This window comes from Isosphaeraceae bacterium EP7 (assembly GCA_038400315.1).
Taxonomy (GTDB): Bacteria; Planctomycetota; Planctomycetia; order Isosphaerales; family Isosphaeraceae; genus EP7.
In genome coordinates this window covers 6,859,581-6,876,594 of record CP151667.1, presented here as the reverse complement: position 1 = coordinate 6,876,594, position 17,014 = coordinate 6,859,581, and the positions used below count along the sequence as shown (strand labels likewise).

Here is a 17,014-nt window from a genome sequence, read left to right as displayed (position 1 = left end):
GTCGATTATCGCTAGATCGATCGGATTAGTGTAGTTTCTTTGTTCCCGGTCGTCCGGCCCGCACGTTGTCGCCCTCTCGTGAGGTCGCTCCCGTTCAAATTGCGGCGATCGTGCAACCGGGCGGAGCGTCCGACCGATGAGCAGTCTTGTGACGGGGCGGGCCGTGTTTGCCGTCGGATTCTGTGGGATTTTGCTCATGGCGCGGGCCGCCGACGCCGCCCCGCCCCGGGATGACAAACGCCCGAACATCGTCCTGGTGATCGCCGATGACTGGTCGTCGGGCCACGCGGGCGCCTACGGCTGTTCGTGGATCAAGACGCCATCCTTCGACCGCGTGGCCCAAGAAGGGGTGCTGTTCCGCAACGCATTCACGAACAACCCCAAGTGCAGCCCGTGCCGTGCCAGCCTGCTGACGGGGCGGAATACCTGGCAACTCGAAGAGGCGATGTGCCACAACGGCGTCTTCCCCGCCAAGTGGCCGGTCTACCCCGATCTCCTGGAACAGGCGGGCTACCTCGTCGGCCACACAGGCAAGGGCTGGGGGCCGGGAGACTTCAAGGCGGGTGGATTCAAGCGCAACCCCGCCGGGCCGGGCTACCAGCAGTTCAAGCAGAAGCCGCCGCTGCGCGGGATGAGCAATACCGACCTCGCTCGCAACTTCTCCGCCTTCCTTGAAGAGCGCAAGACGGGCCAACCGTTCTGCTTTTGGGTCGGCAGCCAGGAGCCGCATCGCGCGTATGAGGAAGGGGCGGGCCGTCGCGCGGGCCGAGACCTCGCCTCCGTCCCGCTCCCGGCCTATTACCCCAACTCGGACGTCATCCGCAGCGACATGCTCGACTATGCGATGGAAGTCGAGCGATTCGACGCGGATCTCGGCAGGATCATCGCCCAGCTCGAGAAATCGGGCGAGCTTGAGGAGACGCTCCTCCTCGTCACCTCGGACCATGGCATGCCGTTCCCACGCGTGAAGGGCCAGATCTACGAGGCGGGATTTCACATCCCCCTGGCCGTCCGGTGGGGGAGTCGCATCAAGCCGGGCCGCGTCGTCGATGACTTCGTCAATGTCCGCGACTTCGCCCCGACGTTCCTGGAGGCCGCCGGCCTGAAGGCCCCCGACTCGATGAGCGGTCGCGGCTTCGGCGACCTTCTGGCGAGCGAGAAGGCCGGGCAGATTGATCCGACCCGCAACCGGATGGTGGTCGGCAAGGAGCGTCATGACCTCGGGCGGCCGGACGACCAGGGTTACCCGGTCCGCGCCATCCGCTCTCTCGAATATCTCTACGTCGTCAACTACGAGCCCGATCGTTGGCCGGTCGGCAACCCCGAGACGAGCTACCCGAACTGCGACAATGGCCCGACGAAGACCCTGATCACATCCCAGTTCGATGAATCTTATCGCCTCTGCTTCGGCAAGCGTCCGGCCGAGGAGCTCTACCACGTCGTCAGGGACCCCGACTGCGTGAAGAACCTGGCGTCCGACGCGTCGCTCCAGGCCCTCAAGCAGCAGCTCAGATCGGAGATGGAAGCGTCGTTGCGCATGGACGGCGATCCACGCATGTCCGGCCGCGGCGAAGTCTTCGAGGCCTACAAATATCTGGGCCCGAGGACCCACGCCTATGACGAGTGGCTGAAGCACAGCAGATGAACGTCGGCACGCTCCTGTGCGACGACGGCCTCAGCGGGTGATCTTGTCGACCACGGCGCCGGGCATGGCGATCAGGCGGAGGCCGTTGGCGAGCACCACCCGGGGGATCTTCGTCAGGTCGTCGCCGACGATCGGCGGCAGGACGGGGCGGCCGTCGCTCCAGAAGCCCATCTGGCGGAACTCGGCCCCGCCGGCCGTCGCCTCGTCCAGGGTCTTGCCCCGGAAGCCGGCATCCAGGGTCAGGTCGGCCATCCGCCAGTACCCGGCGCGGTCCAGCGGGTCGACCCCGGCCAGGTTCATCTGGGCGCCCGGGAACAGGCCGTTACCGTTGCCCAGCGAGGGAAGGGCGCCGGTCGGCGACGTGTGGTCGGCCACCAGCCAGGGCTTGCCGTGGCGGTCGGTCCGGTAGAGGACGAACTTCTTTCGCGAGGCGGGGATCGACGACGCCTGGGCGAAGATGTGCCGCCCTCGGCTGTCGCCGACGAGGAAGTCCTGATCGGCGACCGCCACGACCAGGAGGGTAGTCGATGGAATCAGCGCCAGGTCGGGGCCGGCTAGCGCCCTGACTTCTCCGGGGGTCACCACGACGACCGCCCTGGGCCTGGGCAGGTCGGCCTCGTCCGAGACCGCCGCCATCTGCGCCGCGAGGTTGCCGCCGGCCGAGTGGCCGATCAGGGCGAACCGCTTGAGGTCGGGCCGGACATGCCCGGGCGAGGTCGTGAGCACCCCGATGGCGTCGTTGACCGCCTCAAGGGCATTGGGCAGGAACTCGCCCGGGTGGGTGGCGACGTCGTCCTGATACCTGGGGAAGACGACGATGTGCCCGGACCGCACGAGGTGATCGATCCAGGCGCCGTAGACCCCCGGGTTGACCGCCAGCCAGCCGTGCAAGAAGACGACCAGCGGGGCCGTCTCCGGAGTGGGCTGACGAGGCTCGAAGAGCCAGTACGACCGAGGTCCGGTGCCATATTCGGCGCGACGCATCGCGGCGTGGGGCTGGCCGTCGTCGAGCGCCAGTGCGTCGCCCGCGTCGGACCTGCCGGGAGTCAACGCCAGCAGCAGGCAGCCGAGCAACGCGGCCGCCGCGGGTCGTGCTAGGGGGGGGTGCGTGATCATCGTGATCCGGCCCGCGACCGGCGAAGGGTACGGGCCGAGGTCTCCCGACTCGGCCGCGAGGAGGGATGCCATCGACGCGGTGGGATTAAGCGATGAATCCCGCCGCCTGTCAAGGCACGATCCGATCCCCCCGCACGGCCACCGTCGGTCCGATCAGCTCCGGGACTGGCCGGCTCGCGCGGCCGACGGATTGGCGGACGGTGTGGATGCCTCGGGCTTGGAGTCGGTCCTCGGCGCGACGGGCTTCGACCGGGGGCGAGCCGGGTCGCCGATGCGCTGGAGGTCGGCCAGCAGCCAGCCCAGGGGGTCGCCGACCTTGCTGCCCACGGGGGGCTCGAACTTGGGGTCGCGCGACGGGTCGTACACGGTCAGCAGGTCGCGCGACGACCAGATGCCGTGGCGGGGGTTGCCGGGGAAGAAGACCGGCTGGTCGAGCGTCAACTTCGAGAAGGTGGCGAACGCCCACATGCAGATCGGGAACCGTGAGGCGTTTTCCATGTCGCCCAGCAGCACCGGGTCGGACAGCTTAAGGCCGACCGAGCGAAAGGCCTTCTCGGTCATCTCGACGCAGTAGAGCTCGTTGTCGTCGATCTTCAGGTCGAAGTCGAAGGCGACCTGGCGGGCGTAGGTGTCGCGGCAGAAGGCCAGGACCTGAGGGATCTTCGCCTGGTGCTCGGGCCTGGGCCGCTTGACGCCGACGGGCCCGACGTTGTCCAGCACCCAGACGGAGAACGGCTGGCGGCGGACGCCCGCCTTGGTCATGTCATAGATGAAGGGCGAGCCGTCCTCGATGGCGGCGATGCCGGTGTGCGAGAAGTAGCTGCCGCTGGCGGCGGCGATGAAGCGGCTGAACGGGAAGGCGCCCATGAGGACGCGGCCGTCGCCCCGGCGGAACAGGACGTCGCCGTCGCGCAGAACCTTGCGCCCCCAGCCGTCCCACTGGGTCATGGCCGGCGTCATCGGGATCGGCGGCAGAGCTCCGGCGCGGCGTGCCTCGTTGGCGACCGGGCCCCACGGGTTGCCTTGGTATCCGGGAGGGATCAGGCGGTCGGTCGGCTCCAACCCGTCGTGCCCTCCGAAGAGCCCGGCAATCGAGAGGATCAGCTTCAACATTGGATGGGAACCCCGTGGAGAAAACGGATCGGGCATCTGCATTGCGTGATGAGGGCATGCACCGCCCATGCCGCCGGATGCGCCCGGCCATCAGTCTATTCTATCGTCGGGGGATCATACAGGGTGCGATCTGCGTGCTGGAAATGCGTGCCGATTTTTCCTTTTGTCGCGATTTTTCATCGAGTTCGGGTCTTGAGGTGCCGATAGATCACTCTCGAGACGGCCCCCGGCGTGGGGGTGCATGCCAGGCTCACCCGACGGATCGGACGGCCCGGTGCGGAGCATGCTCGGACGGCACTCGGCCTTGATTGTCCTGGCCGGCCTGATCGCCATCGGACCCGGGCCACACGCCCCGGCGTCGGCCGGGCCCCCGATGCGTGCCCCGCAGGACCCGGCCCACGACACCATCCGCCTGACCGTCGAGGTCGACTGGAACCTCCCCGCTGCGGTGGCCGCCGAGTCGCCCGGCCCTCCGGTGGTCGAGCTGTCCGAAGGCACCATCCTGGGCGCCGTCGCCTGCGGCCCCGCCGAGCTGCCGGGCCAGGCTCCGGCCCCCTGGTCGGGCGGCGGCTGGACCCTGGGGCCGATCGGATCGGGCAGGGCCCGGGTCAGGCTGGAGACGATCCTCGGGGCGAGCCTCGCCGTGCGGGTTGGCCCCCGGGTCGTCCGGTTCCCGGTCCGGGATCTGCTCGACGGCCCGCGCCGGACCGCCCCGCCCGTGCCGTTCGACCTGGGCATCGAGCGGCTGGCCTGGGACGCGCTGGAGATCGACCTGCCCGGCGAGGGAATCGCCGCCCCCTCGGAATCGGTGCCGGTGAAGGTTGGCCTGAACCTGCTGACGGCCGAGCCCGGCGAGATGGCCGTGAAGCTCACGGCCGAAATCCGGCCGGCGCGGGGGGGCGAGCCGACCTGGACGGTCGACCGCCACGAGATCGTCGTCGCCAACGCCCAGGGTCGGCCCACCCTGGAACTGGCCGTTCCCGCCCCGGCGGCCGAGGGGACCTATTTGCTGACGCTCAGGGCGTCCTGGGAACCGCTCTCCGGCGGCGATGCCCCGAGGCGGGCCCGCTGGCTCCGGAGGCGGAGGGATCAGGCGTCGGCCGTCAACGCCACCCGCACGGTCAGCCTGGCTGTCGTCGCCCGCGAGGCCACCGTCCGCCCCCAGGCCTCGGCACGTGGCCTCTCCGAGGAGGTTGACTCGCTCGACCTGAACCGTTCGCGGAGCTACCGGCCTCTGGCCGCAGGCCGGTCGCCGGTCGCCGGTCCGGGCCGGTCCGACTGGCCGCTGCCCGAGGGGGCCCTCGTCGAGGCAACCCGACGCGACCGCCTGCGAGGCTGGCTGGCCCGCGGCCCCGAGATCGCCGAGCTTCCCCCCGAGTCGACCGACGGCCTCGCCTGGTCGGCGCTCGGCCTGAAGGTCCGCCGCCCTGGCCGGCCGCACCGGCTGACCCTCAGCATTATCGAGGGGGATCCCGCCGACCTGGGCGTCGCGCTGGTCGCCTCGAACTCAGCGGGCGGCGACCGCCACCGGCTGCTGCTCGACACCAGGGCCTCCGGCCTCCCGATCGCGGCGCCCACGCCCCCCGCCTCGACCTCATGGCTGGTCTGGCCCGATGTCGCCGAGCCGGTCCTGGTGCTGGTCAACCGCGGGGCCTCGCGGCCGATCCACCTCGGCTCGGTCTCGCTGACCGAGTTGGCCGAGCCGTTCAACTCCGACATGGCCGGGGCACCCAAGGCCGGCCCGGCCAGGACGCTGGGCCTTTCGATCTCCGACCGCAGGCAGCTCGACGCCTTCGGCGGACGCGAGGGGCGTGAGCCCGACTTCGTGGCCCAGTCCCGCAACCTGGGCGATTACCTGGCCGCCTGCGGCGCGACCTCGGTGGCACTCCCCTCCGACCTGCCCGACCGCAACGCCCGACGCCGCCTGGATGGCCAGGCCGCCGAGGACTGCACCGGGGCCGATCGCCTGACACTCCTGTCCAGGATTCTCGCCCGTCAGGGCGTCGGCCTCTGGCTGGAAGTCGGCTTCGACGGAACCTTGCCCGGACTGCCCGCGCCCGACTCTTCGGACGCCGTGGCACGCGGCCTGGTCCGCGTCAGCGTGACGGGCCAGCCCGATGGATCGGCCTATCACCCGCTCCACCCCGAGGTCCGCGACGCGATGAAGCGGCGGCTGGCCGAGCAGCTGGAACATCCGCCCGGCGGCGACCGCTTCGCCGGCGTGCTGGTCCGGCTTGGCCCCGGGCCCACGCTGCTGGGCGGTCCCTCCACCGGGCTGGATGACGCGAGCTATGGCCAGTTCGTGGCCCAGACCTTCGAAGGCGAGACGGCCCGCAAGGTCCCCGGGATGGGAGCCGACGCCGGCCGGTTCGCCGCCCGCGCCCGATTCGTCGAGGGCCCCGGCCACCAGCCCTGGCTGAAGTGGCGGGCCCGCGAGCTGGGTCGACTTTATGCCGAGCTGGCCGACCAGGTCCGGGGCGTCTCGCCCGCCGCACGACTGGCCCTGGTCACCCCCGTGCTGGCCGATGGGCCGGCCGGCGACGAGGCACGCAAGGCCGACCTGGCCGGGCTGCCCGCCGGTGTGGCCTGGCGCGCCGTCGGGCTCGACCTGGAGGCCTGGCCCGACGGCCCCGACGCCCCGGTGATCCTCCGGGGCGCCTCGTCCGACCCCGCCGGGCTGGCCCGCGACCTGGCGACTAACCCCGACCTGGACGCCCCGGTCGCCGCCCGCCTCGGCCGCGGCCTGTTCCTGGGCCACGACCCGGCCTCGAGCGGCACGACGCTGGCTCATTCGGCCCGACCGACCGCCGCGGGCGCCGACGCCGACGAGCCCCTGGGGCACGCGCTGGCCGCCATCGACCCGCGCTGGGCCTGGGTCGAGCTGGCCTCGGCCTCGGGCCGCGAGGGGCGTCTGAACCGGTTCGGCCGGGTCTTCAACGCCCTGCCCGCGTCCGCCTCCGAGGCCGCCGACCGGACCGAGGGTCGGCCTCCTGTCGCCGCTCGGACCATCGCCGCGGGTCGGTCCAGCTACCTGATCCTGGCAAACGACACCCCCTTGCCGATCCTCTGGGACGGTGAGATCCTCCAGGCCAGCTCGACGGCCTCGGCCCCGGGGCCGCCCACCGTCTTCGACCTCGGTCGCGGGCTCGCCCTGGCCCCGCAGGCCATCGACAAGGGGTGCCGCCTGGCGCTCCAGCTCGAGCCCTTCGGCGTGGCGGCGGTCCGGATTCCGGCGACCGGCGTGACGCTCGGCCGGGTGGTCCCGCATCCCGCTCCGGCCGCCCTCGCCGGGCTGAAGGTCAGCTATGACGACCTCTCGACCCGGCTGGCAAGGCTCGACCGCCAGCTCGACCTGCACCCGCCCGGCCCGCCCAACCCGGGCTTCGAGCTCGACGGCGGGGCCACCCCCGCGCAGGGTGAGCCCGAGGCGGCCAGGCTCGCCGCCGAGCCCGCCGGCTGGCATGCCGTGGGCTCGAAGGTGGCCGTCGGGCTCGACCCGCTCGGTCCTCGATCGGGCCGGACGAGCCTGCGCCTGGTCTCGACGGAAACGGAGGGCGCCGTCCTGAGCGACGCGTTCGCCACCCCGGCCGGCCCCGGGATGACCGTCCGTGCCTGGCTGCGTGCCGACCGGGCCGGGGCCCGCGCCCGGCTCAGCCTCGAAGGGACCGCCGGCGGGCACCCGCTGGTCCGTCTGGCCGAGGCCAACATCGGCCCGCAGTGGTCCGAGGTCACCTTGCGGGCCGCCGATCTCCCGGCCGACGGGCTAAGCTCGGCGCGGCTTCGTCTCGAGCTGGCGGGCCCCGGGCGGCTCTGGGTCGACGACCTTGCGTTGCAGGAGGCCACCCTCACCGAGCCCGAGCGGCTCAACGCCAGGCGGACCCTGTCGGCGGCCTTGCAGGCCTATCGCGAGCGTCGCTTCGCCGACTTCTCCAGGCTGGCCGGGTCGCACTGGGCCCGCCAGGCCGCGGCGGCCGACCCGCTGGCCCGCACGGGCACCGCGTCTGCCCTACCCACGGACCGGGCCTTGCGGTAAGATCGGCACGCGTCGAGGGGCCGGTCCGACGCCGGCAAGGATGCCTCCTGTACGCGGAGGATCGGGGTCCTGCGGACCTCTCGGTGGCTAGGAGGGGCTCGGTGTTCGTCGCCTGTCATACGCTTTGCTTCGCCCGGGAGCCGCTGGAGTCGGCCCTGAGGCATATCGCCGAACTCGAATTCAACAAATACGAGCTGGCCGTCATCGAGGGATCGCTCCACCTGAGCCCCTCGGAGGTTGCCGACGACCTGGACGCCGTGGTGCAACGCCTGCGGAGCGGGCCGAGCCTGACGCCGTCGGGCCTGACCCTCGGCTTCGGCGACCTGGATCCCGCTTCGCCCGTCTACCGCAAGCGGTTCGACGCCGCCTGCAGGCTGGCCAAGGCGACCACGGTGGCCGTGCTGACGATGGAGGCCGCCCCGCTGGGCACCCCCTTCGACGTCGAGGTCAAGCGGCTCACCGCGCTGGCCAACAAGGCCTCGGCCGAGGGGCTCGTCCTCTCCGTCGCCACCCACTCGGCCACCCTCACGGCCGACCCCGACGCTGCCGTCGCGCTCTGCCAGGCCGTGCCCGGCCTGGGCCTGACGCTCGACCCCAGCCACTACATCCAGGGGCCACACAAGGGGGGATCCTACGACCAGGTCTTCCCCTATGTGCAGAACGTCTGCCTGCGGGACACCGGCCGCGACCCCGCCGCCTTCCAGGTGCGCATCGGCCAGGGCGAAATCGAGTATGGCAAGGTCCTCGGCCAGCTCGAACGGGCCGGCTACAACCGGTCGCTGACCGTCTCGATGGAAGACCGGCCCGACAGCCCCTTCGAGATCGAGGTCGAGGTCCGCAAGCTCAAGCTCCTGCTGGAAAGCCAGATCTGACCGGATCGGCTTTCCCGCACGAATTCAAGCCGCCGCCCGCCGGCGAGGCCTCCGGGCCTCGCCGGCGGGCGGTGCAATGCGCGGATCTCGGCTTACCAGCCCAGGCCGATGCCCCCCAGCTCGCTGCGGATCCGGGACATGTCCCAGACGTCGACGGCCTTGTCGCCGCCGCCGATGGCCAGGTAGCGGCCGGCTGCGTCGTAGGCCAGGGTGCGAGACTCTCCGCGGTGGCCAGGCAGCCTCAGTAGGGGCGTGGGCTTCGTTCCCAGCCGCCAGATCTGGACCGACCCTTGCTGCGTCCCCACGGCCAGGTCGCGGCCGTCGGGGGAATAGGCCACCGAGACCGGCGAGAGGCCGACCGCCGACGAGGGCAGGTTGACGAGCACCTCGCCCCGGCGTGTCTCCACGATCGCGATGTCTCCGTTGCGCCTGGCCAGGGCCAGGGTTCCGCCGTCGGGGCTCAGCGCGATCTCGGCGAAGTCGCCCGGGGACGTCCAGGATGCTATCGCAGCTTTGTCCCCGACCAGGTCCCAGACGTGGAGCTGCGAGCCGTCGTCGAGCAGGTAGAGCCGGTCGCCCGCCGTCGAGATCAACGCCTGCCTCCAGAACCGCGGCCGCTGCGCCTGGCCCCCGGCGACCCGCTGACCATCCCGGTCGTAGACGGCCGGCCGGTGGAGGCGGTCGACGACGTCGGGGGAGTCGGCCCTCCAGATCAAGACCTCGTCGACGATGGCCAGCGCCAGGGCCTTGCCGTCGCGCGTGACGCTCATCGGCATGATGAAGAAGCCGCCCCCCCGTCCGCCGCGAGTCCCGGCCGGGGCGGGTCGGCCTTCTGTTGCCGCGGCCCCAGCCGGCGCGGGGCCTGGCTTTGGAATCCGATCGCGGTCCTTGCGGCGATCGCGGTCGTCACCGGGGCCGGTGGGCAGGGGGAGCGTGCGGGAGGCCGGGCCGTTGGGGTCGTCGTACCAGTTCAGGGTCATGCTGTTGGGATCGACGCCGACGATCCGGCCGTCGCCGGCCGGGCTCAACGAGAGCAGCTTCGTCCGGGCGATGGCGCCGGAGCCGACCTTGCAGTCCTTGGGCGACCAGAGCCGCGCGTCGGTGTCTCGATAGGCGATGGCAAGCGTCGGGCCCGCGCCGAAGGCCATCGACCAGGCGGGCTTGGCCCCCCCCAGCCTGGTCCGCGCGGCGGGCTCGACGATGGTCCAGGTCGCCAGGGTCTCCGTCGCGCCGGCGGCGGCCAGGGTCAGGCCGTTGGGGGCGAACGCCAGGTCGACGACCAGGTCCGTCGCCGACAGGCTGGCCACGGTGACGTTGGCCGCGGGGTCCCAGACCTCGATCTCGGAGCCGAAGCCGCTGACGGCCAGCAGCGTCCCGTCGCGGTTGAACCTCAGGTTCCGCACGAAGGTCTGGCGGGGCGTGACGCCGGGCAGGGGGGTCATCGTCCGGGTATCCCAGAGCCGGATCGTCCCGCCGCCTGCGGCCGCCAGCAGGCCGTCGGGCCCGAAGGCGAGCGCCGTCAGGCTCGGCTGGGTTTCCAGGTCGGGCCGCGCGTGGCCGTCGGTCGAGGCCCAGGGCTCGCCATCCTTGGCCGACCAGAGCTTGATGCCCTGGCCCCAGGTCGTGGCCGTGGCGATGACCTCTCCGTCGTCGCTGAAGTCGACCAGCGGCGGGGGGGCCAGCGGGCCCGACTGCGGCGTGATCTCGGCCAGCGTGGCCAGCGGTTCGTCGGCCTGGCCGACTGCCCAGAGCTTGACCACGTAGCCCCAGCGTGCTCCGGGCCCGCGGTCCCTGTCCCGCTCGCGGTTCCCTTTACCCGGCTCGTCCAGGCTCTCGACCGTCACGATCCGGTCGCCCGAGGGCGAGCCGTGGACCGAGAGGATCTCGTGGCCCTGCGAGTCAAGGTCTCCGGCCATCTCGCCCGAGGTGATGTCGAAGAATCTGACCCCGCGGCCGTTGGCCCAGACCGCCGCGGCGAGCCGGCCCGCGGCGGCCAGCGCGGGGGGCTGGGGCCGGTTGTTGCCGCCAGGCCCGCGGCCCGGCGCGGTGGCCGCCGCGCCGGGAAGCTCGTGGGTCCGCAGGGGTTTCAGCGGCTGCTCGGGGTCCCAGATCGAGACCGATTGCCCCTCCCTGGCCAGCGTGACCACCCGCCCGCGGGGCCCGAAGACGATTCCCCGGGACGGCCCGGTGGCCAGGCCGGGTGTCGACTTGATGTCCCGCAGCGCGAGGTATTCGACCGCCTCGTTCCGCAGCCGGCCGAGCAGCCCGGCCACTTGCCCCGTCCGCTTCGCGGCCTCGCTCAGGGATTTCAGGCCGCGTGCCAGCCGGTCCGGCTCGCTGGAGAACCGCAGCACCGAGGCCAGCGCCACCTGCGTCTCGGCCTGGGCGTCCAGTGCCCGCTCGCGCTCGCGCCGGGTCTCTTCCCCGGCCCTGATGGCCACGTTGCGATCCTGCACCACCCGCCAGTAGGCGACCGTGACCACCGTCAGAACCGTCGCGGTGGCCACCGTGGTCACCGCCGTGATGGCCGGATGCCGGCGGGCGAACCTCCAGGCGCGGCCCGCGAGCCCGATCCGGCGAGCGAGCACCGGTTCGGTGTTCAGGTAACGCTCAAGGTCGTCGGCCAGCTCGGTCGCGCCGGCATAGCGGTCGGCCGGACGCTTGGCCATGGCCTTCAGGACGATCGTCTCCAGGTCCCTGGGAATCTTCGGGTCGAACTTGCGCGGCGGGGGGGGCTCGCGGTCGGTGATCTGGTTGACCAGCTCGGCGGCGGTCTGTCCCTCGAAGGGGGGCCGCAGGGTCAGCAGCTCGAAGAGGGTCGCGCCCAGGCTGTATACGTCGGTCCGGCCGTCGATGGGGCCGATCTTCGCCTGCTCGGGGCTCATGTACCGGGGGGTGCCCAGCAGGCTGTCGGCCTGGGTCTGGCTGGGGTCGGCCAGCCGCCGCGCCAGGCCGAAGTCGGCCACCCAGACGGTCCCCCTGGCGTCGACCAGCAGGTTCGAGGGCTTCAGGTCGCGGTGGATCACCCCCCGGCCGTGCGCGTGCGCGATCGCCTCGGCCCCCTGGCGTCCGACCCCCGCGACCCATCGGTAGTAGGCCGACCCGCGCGGGGGCTCATAGGGCGGGCCGTCGTCCTCGTCCTCCTCGTCGCGGACGCGTCCGAGGGGGCCGTTGCCGGCGAATGAAGGGCGAGTCTTGCCCGTCACGGTGCCGTCCCAGCTCACCGTGGGGGAGGAGTCGGCCGATCCGTTCGTCTCGCCGTGCTCGGTGGCGGCGGCCCGGCCCCTGCCGGTGCTGGCCTGGTGGTTGGTGCCCAGGCTCGACCCCGCCGCCGTGGCCCGGTCGCGCCGCAGGTGCTTGATGACGCGGTCCAGGCCGCTCCCCTCGATGCGCTGCATCGCGTAGTAGCAGAGCCCGCCCACCTGGCCGACGTCGAAGACCGGCACGATGTGGGTGTGATGCAGGCCCGCGGCGGTCCTCGCCTCGTTCAGGAACCGACGCCGCCCGGTCGAGTCCGGCGCCGCGGTGGCCCCCAGCACCTTCAGGGCCACGGGGCGGTCGAGGCCGACGTGCACGGCCTCGTAGACGATGCCCATGCCGCCGCGGCCCAGCTCGCGGACGATCCGGTAGCCGGCCACGCGCCGGCCCGCCTCCAGCCGGTGCCCCGGCCCGCTCGGCTCGCCGACGAGCCCCTGCACCAGGGCCAGGCCCTCCAGCGCCTCGCGCAGGTCGTCGCCCAGCTCGGGGTAGCCCGAGGCGAAGACGTCGGGCGCGGGGGGGAACCCGCTCTCGGCCAGCTCCAGATAGGTCTCGATCGCCTCGCCCAGCCGCTCGTCGCGGTTGATCGGTTCCGGCTCGGGCTCGATGCGGCGGACCATGGCGTCACTCCTCAATCAATCAATCGCTCGGATTGCATCAGGGTCCGGGCGTCGGATACTTCAGGCTCCCGCCCGGGGGGCCGTCCAGGTTCCGTTTCAGATCCTTCAGGCCGCGTCCCCAGATCCCCCGGACCGACTTGCGGCTGACCCCCAGTCGGTCGCCGATCGCCTCGAAAGAAAGCCCCTCGGCGTGGTACAGCCAGAGCACCATCGCCTCCGTCTCGGCCAGGCTCGCCAGGGCATCGGCCAGCAGCACGGTCAGCTCGCGGCGGCTGGCGGCCTCGCTCGGGCTGGTCTGGTCCAGCGACAGCATGTCCAGCAGCTTGCCGCCTCCGCTCGCGTTCGACTCGCCCCCGCCGCCGTCCCCCCAGTGCGCGTCCAGCGGCAGCGCCGCGTCGCCCGACCCTCGCTTCGCCCGGCTGTGATATCTCCCCAGGTCCGCCAGCTTCTGCCCGACCAGCCGTCGCAGCCAGCCGACCAGCGCCGCCTCATTCTGGCCGGTGAACTGCGGGAACTGCCGGACCACCTCGACCAGGGCCTCCTGCACCACGTCGGAGAGCTCGACGCGCTCGCGGAGCCTCGGGCCCAGCCCGGTCCGGACCACCATGCGCATATAATTTCGATAGAGCGCACAGAGATCCCCCAGAGCTTCGGCCTCGCCGCCCCTGGCTCGCGCGATCAGGTCCATCGGTCCGCCGCCCATCGTGCTGAGGCCCCCTCCGACTTTTGGGCCCGAGCGACCGCATGAAGGCTCCCCTACTCTTGAGAGCGTCAGCCGCGGCCGTCATGTTCCCCCTTTTATGATCCGATCCCTCGAGACCCAGGGCAAGGCGCCGCGCGAGAAGCCGTCCCCTGGCCGCAAATTCGGGTCGCCGTCGGCGGGTCGGCGCTTGCCTCGGCACGCGGGATCGATTCGAATCCTCCGTAGGAGACGCGCCGGCGCGACCGCCCGACGCATTCACGGGCCGCTCGCGCGTCGAGATCCGCCGGGAGCAGCCGATGATGGGTCCCATTCGCGCCCTGACGTTCGCGGGCGCCTTGCTCGGACTGGCCGCCACCAACGCCGTCGGGGCCGACGACGTGGCCGAGGGCTTCCCGGTCCAGTCCAACCTCCGGGCCGGTGTGGCCAAGCTCGACATCACGCCGCCGCCCGACACCCCGGTGACCGGCCACCCCAGGCCGACGAAGGGGGCCCGAGACCCGCTCCGCGCCGGCATCCTGCTGCTCGACGACGGCAAGACCAAGGCCGCCATCGCCACCTTCGACCTGATCAAGGCGGGCGACCCGTTCGTCAAGGCCATGCGCCAGGCGATCGCCTCGAAGACGGGCATCCCTCCCGAGAACATCCTCGTCGCGGCCTCGCACAACCATTCGGGCCCCGACTTCGACAAGGAGAAGGCCTGGGCCGACGAGCTCGCCGTCAAGGTCGCCGCGGCCGCCGCCGAGGCCGCCTCCGACATGCGGCCCGTCTCCGTCGGCTACGGAGAGGACTCGATCGGCTTCGGCATCAACCGCCGCAAGGTGATCGACGGCCGCGCCGTCGTCAGGCTCAACCCCGACGGCCCGAATGACCCCCGGGTGAAGGTCCTCCGGTTCGACGACGGCCGGTCGATGGCCCCGATGACCACCCTGATGCACGCCGTCTGCCATCCCTGCTTCTTCACCTGGGGCGACAACGCCACCACGCCGTACCCCACCGGCTACCCCAGGATGAGCGCGGACTTCCCCGGCGAGGCCCAGACCTTCGTCGAGAAGGTTTACGACGGCCAGACCCGCGCCCTGTTCCTCCAAGGCTGCGCCGGCGACATCCGCCCCAACCTGCCCGGAGACCCCTATCGCTGCGCCGACGAGGCCGACATCCAGTGGGCCGGCCGCGACCTGGGCGGAGCCGTCGTCCGCGCCCTGTCCCGCTCCATGGTCCGTGAGCACCTGACCAAACGCCCCACGAACTACAAGCTGCGTTGCGCCTCCGAGCGCGTGATGCTCCCCGGCAAGGACGGCCCCGTCGAGGCCGAGATGATGGCCCTGAAGGTCGGCCCCTACCTGTTCCTGACCATCCCCGGCGAGCCCATGGTCGAGTACGGCTTCAAGCTCGAAGCCGCCATCGCCGACCGCGCCATCCCCATCATCGTCGGCTACGCCAACGGGACCCTCGGCTACATCGCCACGGCCGAGTCCTACAAGGTCGGCGGCTACGAGCCCATCCAGTCCCCCCTGCTGCCCGAGGCCGAACCGGTCATCCACGCCACCCTCGGCCGCCTGGCCGACCGGGTCGTCGGCGATGTCTTCGAGTCCTTCTCCAAGCAGCCGGCGGGGCTCATGCGAACCAAGTGAGCCGGCCGCCCCGGTTCAACACGTCGCCACGCGGCCAATCAGGGCGGCGGCGGCCTCGTTGACGGCCGCCGCGTCCTCGGGCGCGGCGACCGACCCCGGATAGCCATAAATGCCGTCCATCAGGACGATGAGCTGGACGGCCAAGGCCTCCGCCCCGGGGCCTCCCACTCGGCGGCAGAGGTCGTCCAGTCGCGACCTCACCTCACGCTTGTGGGCCGCGATGACCGCCCGCGCCGGGTGTGCCGCGTCGGGGAACTCCGCCGACGTGTTCAGGAACGGGCAGCCGCGATACCCCGGGCCGCGGACCTTCTCGACCGTGGCCGCGACCAGGCCCCGCAGCCGCGCGGCCGGCTCATCGGACTCGTCGCCGATCGACCGTTCCCACCAGTCGAAGAACCTACGGTTCCGCTCCTCCAGGTAGGCGACGACCAGGTGGTCCTTCGACCGGAAGCTGCGGTACAGGCTCATCTTCGCCACGCCCGAGCGGGCGATGATCGTGTCAATTCCGACGGCGCGGATGCCCTCGCGGCCGAACAGGTCCAGCGTCGCCTCCATCACCCGGTCGCGTGCCGTCTTCTCGGGCTCCACGAATCGCCCCCTCGCCGCCTTGAATTGACATGAGACAGAACCGTCCGTAACATTGTCGCCGAACGAAGGACGTTCGATCAAGGGTGATCCGGGGTCCCGATCCGATGACGACGCTCAGGCCGGCCGCACGTGGTTCGCTGCACTACGCCTGGGCGGTCGCCGGGGTGACCTTCTTCATCCTGCTGGCCACGGCCGGCGTCCGGTCTGCCCCCTCGATCCTGATCGTCCCGCTCGAGCGAGAATTCGGCTGGAGCCGGTCGACGATCTCGCTGGCCATCTCGGTGAACCTGATCCTCTACGGCCTCATCGGCCCGTTCGCGGCGGCGCTCATGGGCCGGCTGGGGCTGCGACGCACGGTGATGCTCTCGCTTGCGATCGTGTCGGCCGGGGTCGCCCTGACGACGCAGATGACGGCCTCCTGGCAGCTAGTCCTGCTCTGGGGCGTGGTCGTCGGCGGCGGCACGGGCATGACGGCGCTCGTCCTGGGCGCCACGGTCGTCAATCGCTGGTTCGCCCGCCGCCGAGGCCTGGTGCTCGGCCTGCTCACGGCCAGCTCGGCCACCGGCCAGCTCATCTTTCTGCCATTGATGGCGTCGATGGTCCAGCACCTGGGTTGGCGGCCCGCCGCGATGCTCATCGCCGGCGCGACCGCCGCGGTGATCCCCCTCGTGGCTCTGCTCATGCGTGATCGGCCCGCCGATCTCGGCCTGCGTCCTTATGGAGAGCTTGCCGGCGAGGAAGAGCCGGAGACGGTCGTCGAGAACCCGGTGCGGGAGGCCATGCAGGCCCTCTTCGACGGGCTCCGATCCAGGGATTTCCGCCTCCTGGCCGGCAGTTTCTTCGTCTGCGGGGCCAGCACCAACGGCCTGATCGGCACCCACCTGATTCCGGCCTGCCTGGACAACGGGATCCCCGAAGTGCGTGCGGCGGGCCTGCTGGCGGCGATGGGCCTGTTCGACCTGGTGGGCACGACCGCCTCGGGCTGGCTCTCCGACCGCTGGGATAATCGCCTCCTGCTGTCGTGGTACTACGGCCTGCGCGGGCTGGCGCTCATCGCCCTGCCGATGGTCCTGGGGCCGGCCTCCTGGGGCCTGCCGATCTTCGCCGTCGTCTACGGCCTCGACTGGATCGCGACGGTCCCCCCCACGGCGAGGCTGACCGCCGACGCCTTCGGCAAGGCCCGCGCCGGGGTCATGTTCGGCTGGATCGTGGCGGCCCATCAACTGGGCGCCGCCGCGGCCGCGTACGGGGCCGGCGCCACCCGTTCCTGGATGGGCGACTACCAGCGGGCCTTCCTCACGTCGGGAGCCCTCTGCCTGGTGACCGCCGCCTTCGTCCTGCAAATCGGCCGGGGGCCGGAGCGGCCCGCTGAAACCGATGCCGACACCCCGGGCACCGCGCTGGAACCGGCGATTGGCTGAATCATGACTCAGCC

The 17,014-nt window shown here is 71.6% G+C and carries 10 protein-coding genes; 5 read left to right on the top strand and 5 right to left on the bottom strand.

The features are described 5' to 3' along the window. The first annotated feature begins 136 nt into the window (after positions 1 to 136). The gene (locus tag EP7_RS27175; protein ID WP_463525396.1) at positions 137 to 1,645 is read left to right on the top strand and encodes a sulfatase family protein; all 1,509 of its coding nucleotides are present in this window, start codon (positions 137 to 139) and stop codon (positions 1,643 to 1,645) included. A gap of 30 nt (positions 1,646 to 1,675) precedes the next feature. On the opposite strand, the gene EP7_RS27170 is transcribed toward EP7_RS27175, so the two are convergent. Then, positions 1,676 to 2,833, bottom strand: a complete 1,158-nt coding sequence (locus EP7_RS27170; protein ID WP_463525395.1) for an alpha/beta hydrolase — start codon at positions 2,831 to 2,833, stop codon at positions 1,676 to 1,678. 81 nt (positions 2,834 to 2,914) lie between these two features. After that, positions 2,915 to 3,874 (bottom strand): YiiX/YebB-like N1pC/P60 family cysteine hydrolase, encoded by a 960-nt coding sequence (locus EP7_RS27165; protein WP_463525394.1) that lies wholly within the window; start codon positions 3,872 to 3,874, stop codon positions 2,915 to 2,917. 283 nt (positions 3,875 to 4,157) lie between these two features. Between EP7_RS27165 and EP7_RS27160 the strand changes: the two genes are divergently transcribed. Together EP7_RS27160 and EP7_RS27155 are read left to right on the top strand one after the other, a co-directional pair. Further along, a complete protein-coding gene (locus EP7_RS27160) occupies positions 4,158 to 7,907 on the top strand; it encodes a hypothetical protein (RefSeq protein ID WP_463525393.1) in 3,750 nt (1,249 codons plus the stop codon). Between the two features lie 101 nt (positions 7,908 to 8,008). Further along, positions 8,009 to 8,779, top strand: a complete 771-nt coding sequence (locus EP7_RS27155; protein WP_463525392.1) for a sugar phosphate isomerase/epimerase family protein — start codon at positions 8,009 to 8,011, stop codon at positions 8,777 to 8,779. Positions 8,780 to 8,871: 92 nt separating this feature from the next. Here the strand turns inward: EP7_RS27155 and EP7_RS27150 are convergent, their stop codons facing one another. Together EP7_RS27150 and EP7_RS27145 are read right to left on the bottom strand one after the other, a co-directional pair. Beyond that, complete coding sequence (locus tag EP7_RS27150; protein ID WP_463525391.1) at positions 8,872 to 12,657, bottom strand: WD40 repeat domain-containing serine/threonine protein kinase; 3,786 nt, start codon at positions 12,655 to 12,657, stop codon at positions 8,872 to 8,874. Positions 12,658 to 12,694: 37 nt separating this feature from the next. After that, positions 12,695 to 13,360, bottom strand: a complete 666-nt coding sequence (locus EP7_RS27145) for a sigma-70 family RNA polymerase sigma factor (RefSeq protein ID WP_463525390.1) — start codon at positions 13,358 to 13,360, stop codon at positions 12,695 to 12,697. Between the two features lie 299 nt (positions 13,361 to 13,659). On the opposite strand from EP7_RS27145, the gene EP7_RS27140 reads away from it, so the two are divergent. Further along, positions 13,660 to 14,991 (top strand): hypothetical protein, encoded by a 1,332-nt coding sequence (locus EP7_RS27140; protein ID WP_463525389.1) that lies wholly within the window; start codon positions 13,660 to 13,662, stop codon positions 14,989 to 14,991. Between the two features lie 15 nt (positions 14,992 to 15,006). On the opposite strand, the gene EP7_RS27135 is transcribed toward EP7_RS27140, so the two are convergent. Beyond that, the gene (locus tag EP7_RS27135) at positions 15,007 to 15,579 is read right to left on the bottom strand and encodes a TetR/AcrR family transcriptional regulator (RefSeq protein ID WP_463525388.1); all 573 of its coding nucleotides are present in this window, start codon (positions 15,577 to 15,579) and stop codon (positions 15,007 to 15,009) included. 104 nt (positions 15,580 to 15,683) lie between these two features. Between EP7_RS27135 and EP7_RS27130 the strand changes: the two genes are divergently transcribed. Continuing rightward, a complete protein-coding gene (locus EP7_RS27130) occupies positions 15,684 to 17,000 on the top strand; it encodes an MFS transporter (RefSeq protein ID WP_463525387.1) in 1,317 nt (438 codons plus the stop codon). The last annotated feature ends 14 nt before the right edge of the window (positions 17,001 to 17,014 follow it).

What these genes read in the sequence shown, in the direction of transcription:
- EP7_RS27130 (WP_463525387.1), top strand. Translation starts at nt 15,684, where the DNA reads ATGACGACGCTCAGGCCGGCCGCACGTGGTTCGCTGCACTACGCCTGG.
- EP7_RS27140 (WP_463525389.1), top strand. Translation starts at nt 13,660, where the DNA reads ATGGGTCCCATTCGCGCCCTGACGTTCGCGGGCGCCTTGCTCGGACTG.
- EP7_RS27175 (WP_463525396.1), top strand. Translation starts at nt 137, where the DNA reads ATGAGCAGTCTTGTGACGGGGCGGGCCGTGTTTGCCGTCGGATTCTGT.
- EP7_RS27150 (WP_463525391.1), bottom strand. Translation starts at nt 12,657, where the DNA reads ATGGTCCGCCGCATCGAGCCCGAGCCGGAACCGATCAACCGCGACGAG.
- EP7_RS27145 (WP_463525390.1), bottom strand. Translation starts at nt 13,360, where the DNA reads ATGGGCGGCGGACCGATGGACCTGATCGCGCGAGCCAGGGGCGGCGAG.
- EP7_RS27160 (WP_463525393.1), top strand. Translation starts at nt 4,158, where the DNA reads ATGCTCGGACGGCACTCGGCCTTGATTGTCCTGGCCGGCCTGATCGCC.
- EP7_RS27170 (WP_463525395.1), bottom strand. Translation starts at nt 2,833, where the DNA reads ATGGCATCCCTCCTCGCGGCCGAGTCGGGAGACCTCGGCCCGTACCCT.
- EP7_RS27165 (WP_463525394.1), bottom strand. Translation starts at nt 3,874, where the DNA reads ATGTTGAAGCTGATCCTCTCGATTGCCGGGCTCTTCGGAGGGCACGAC.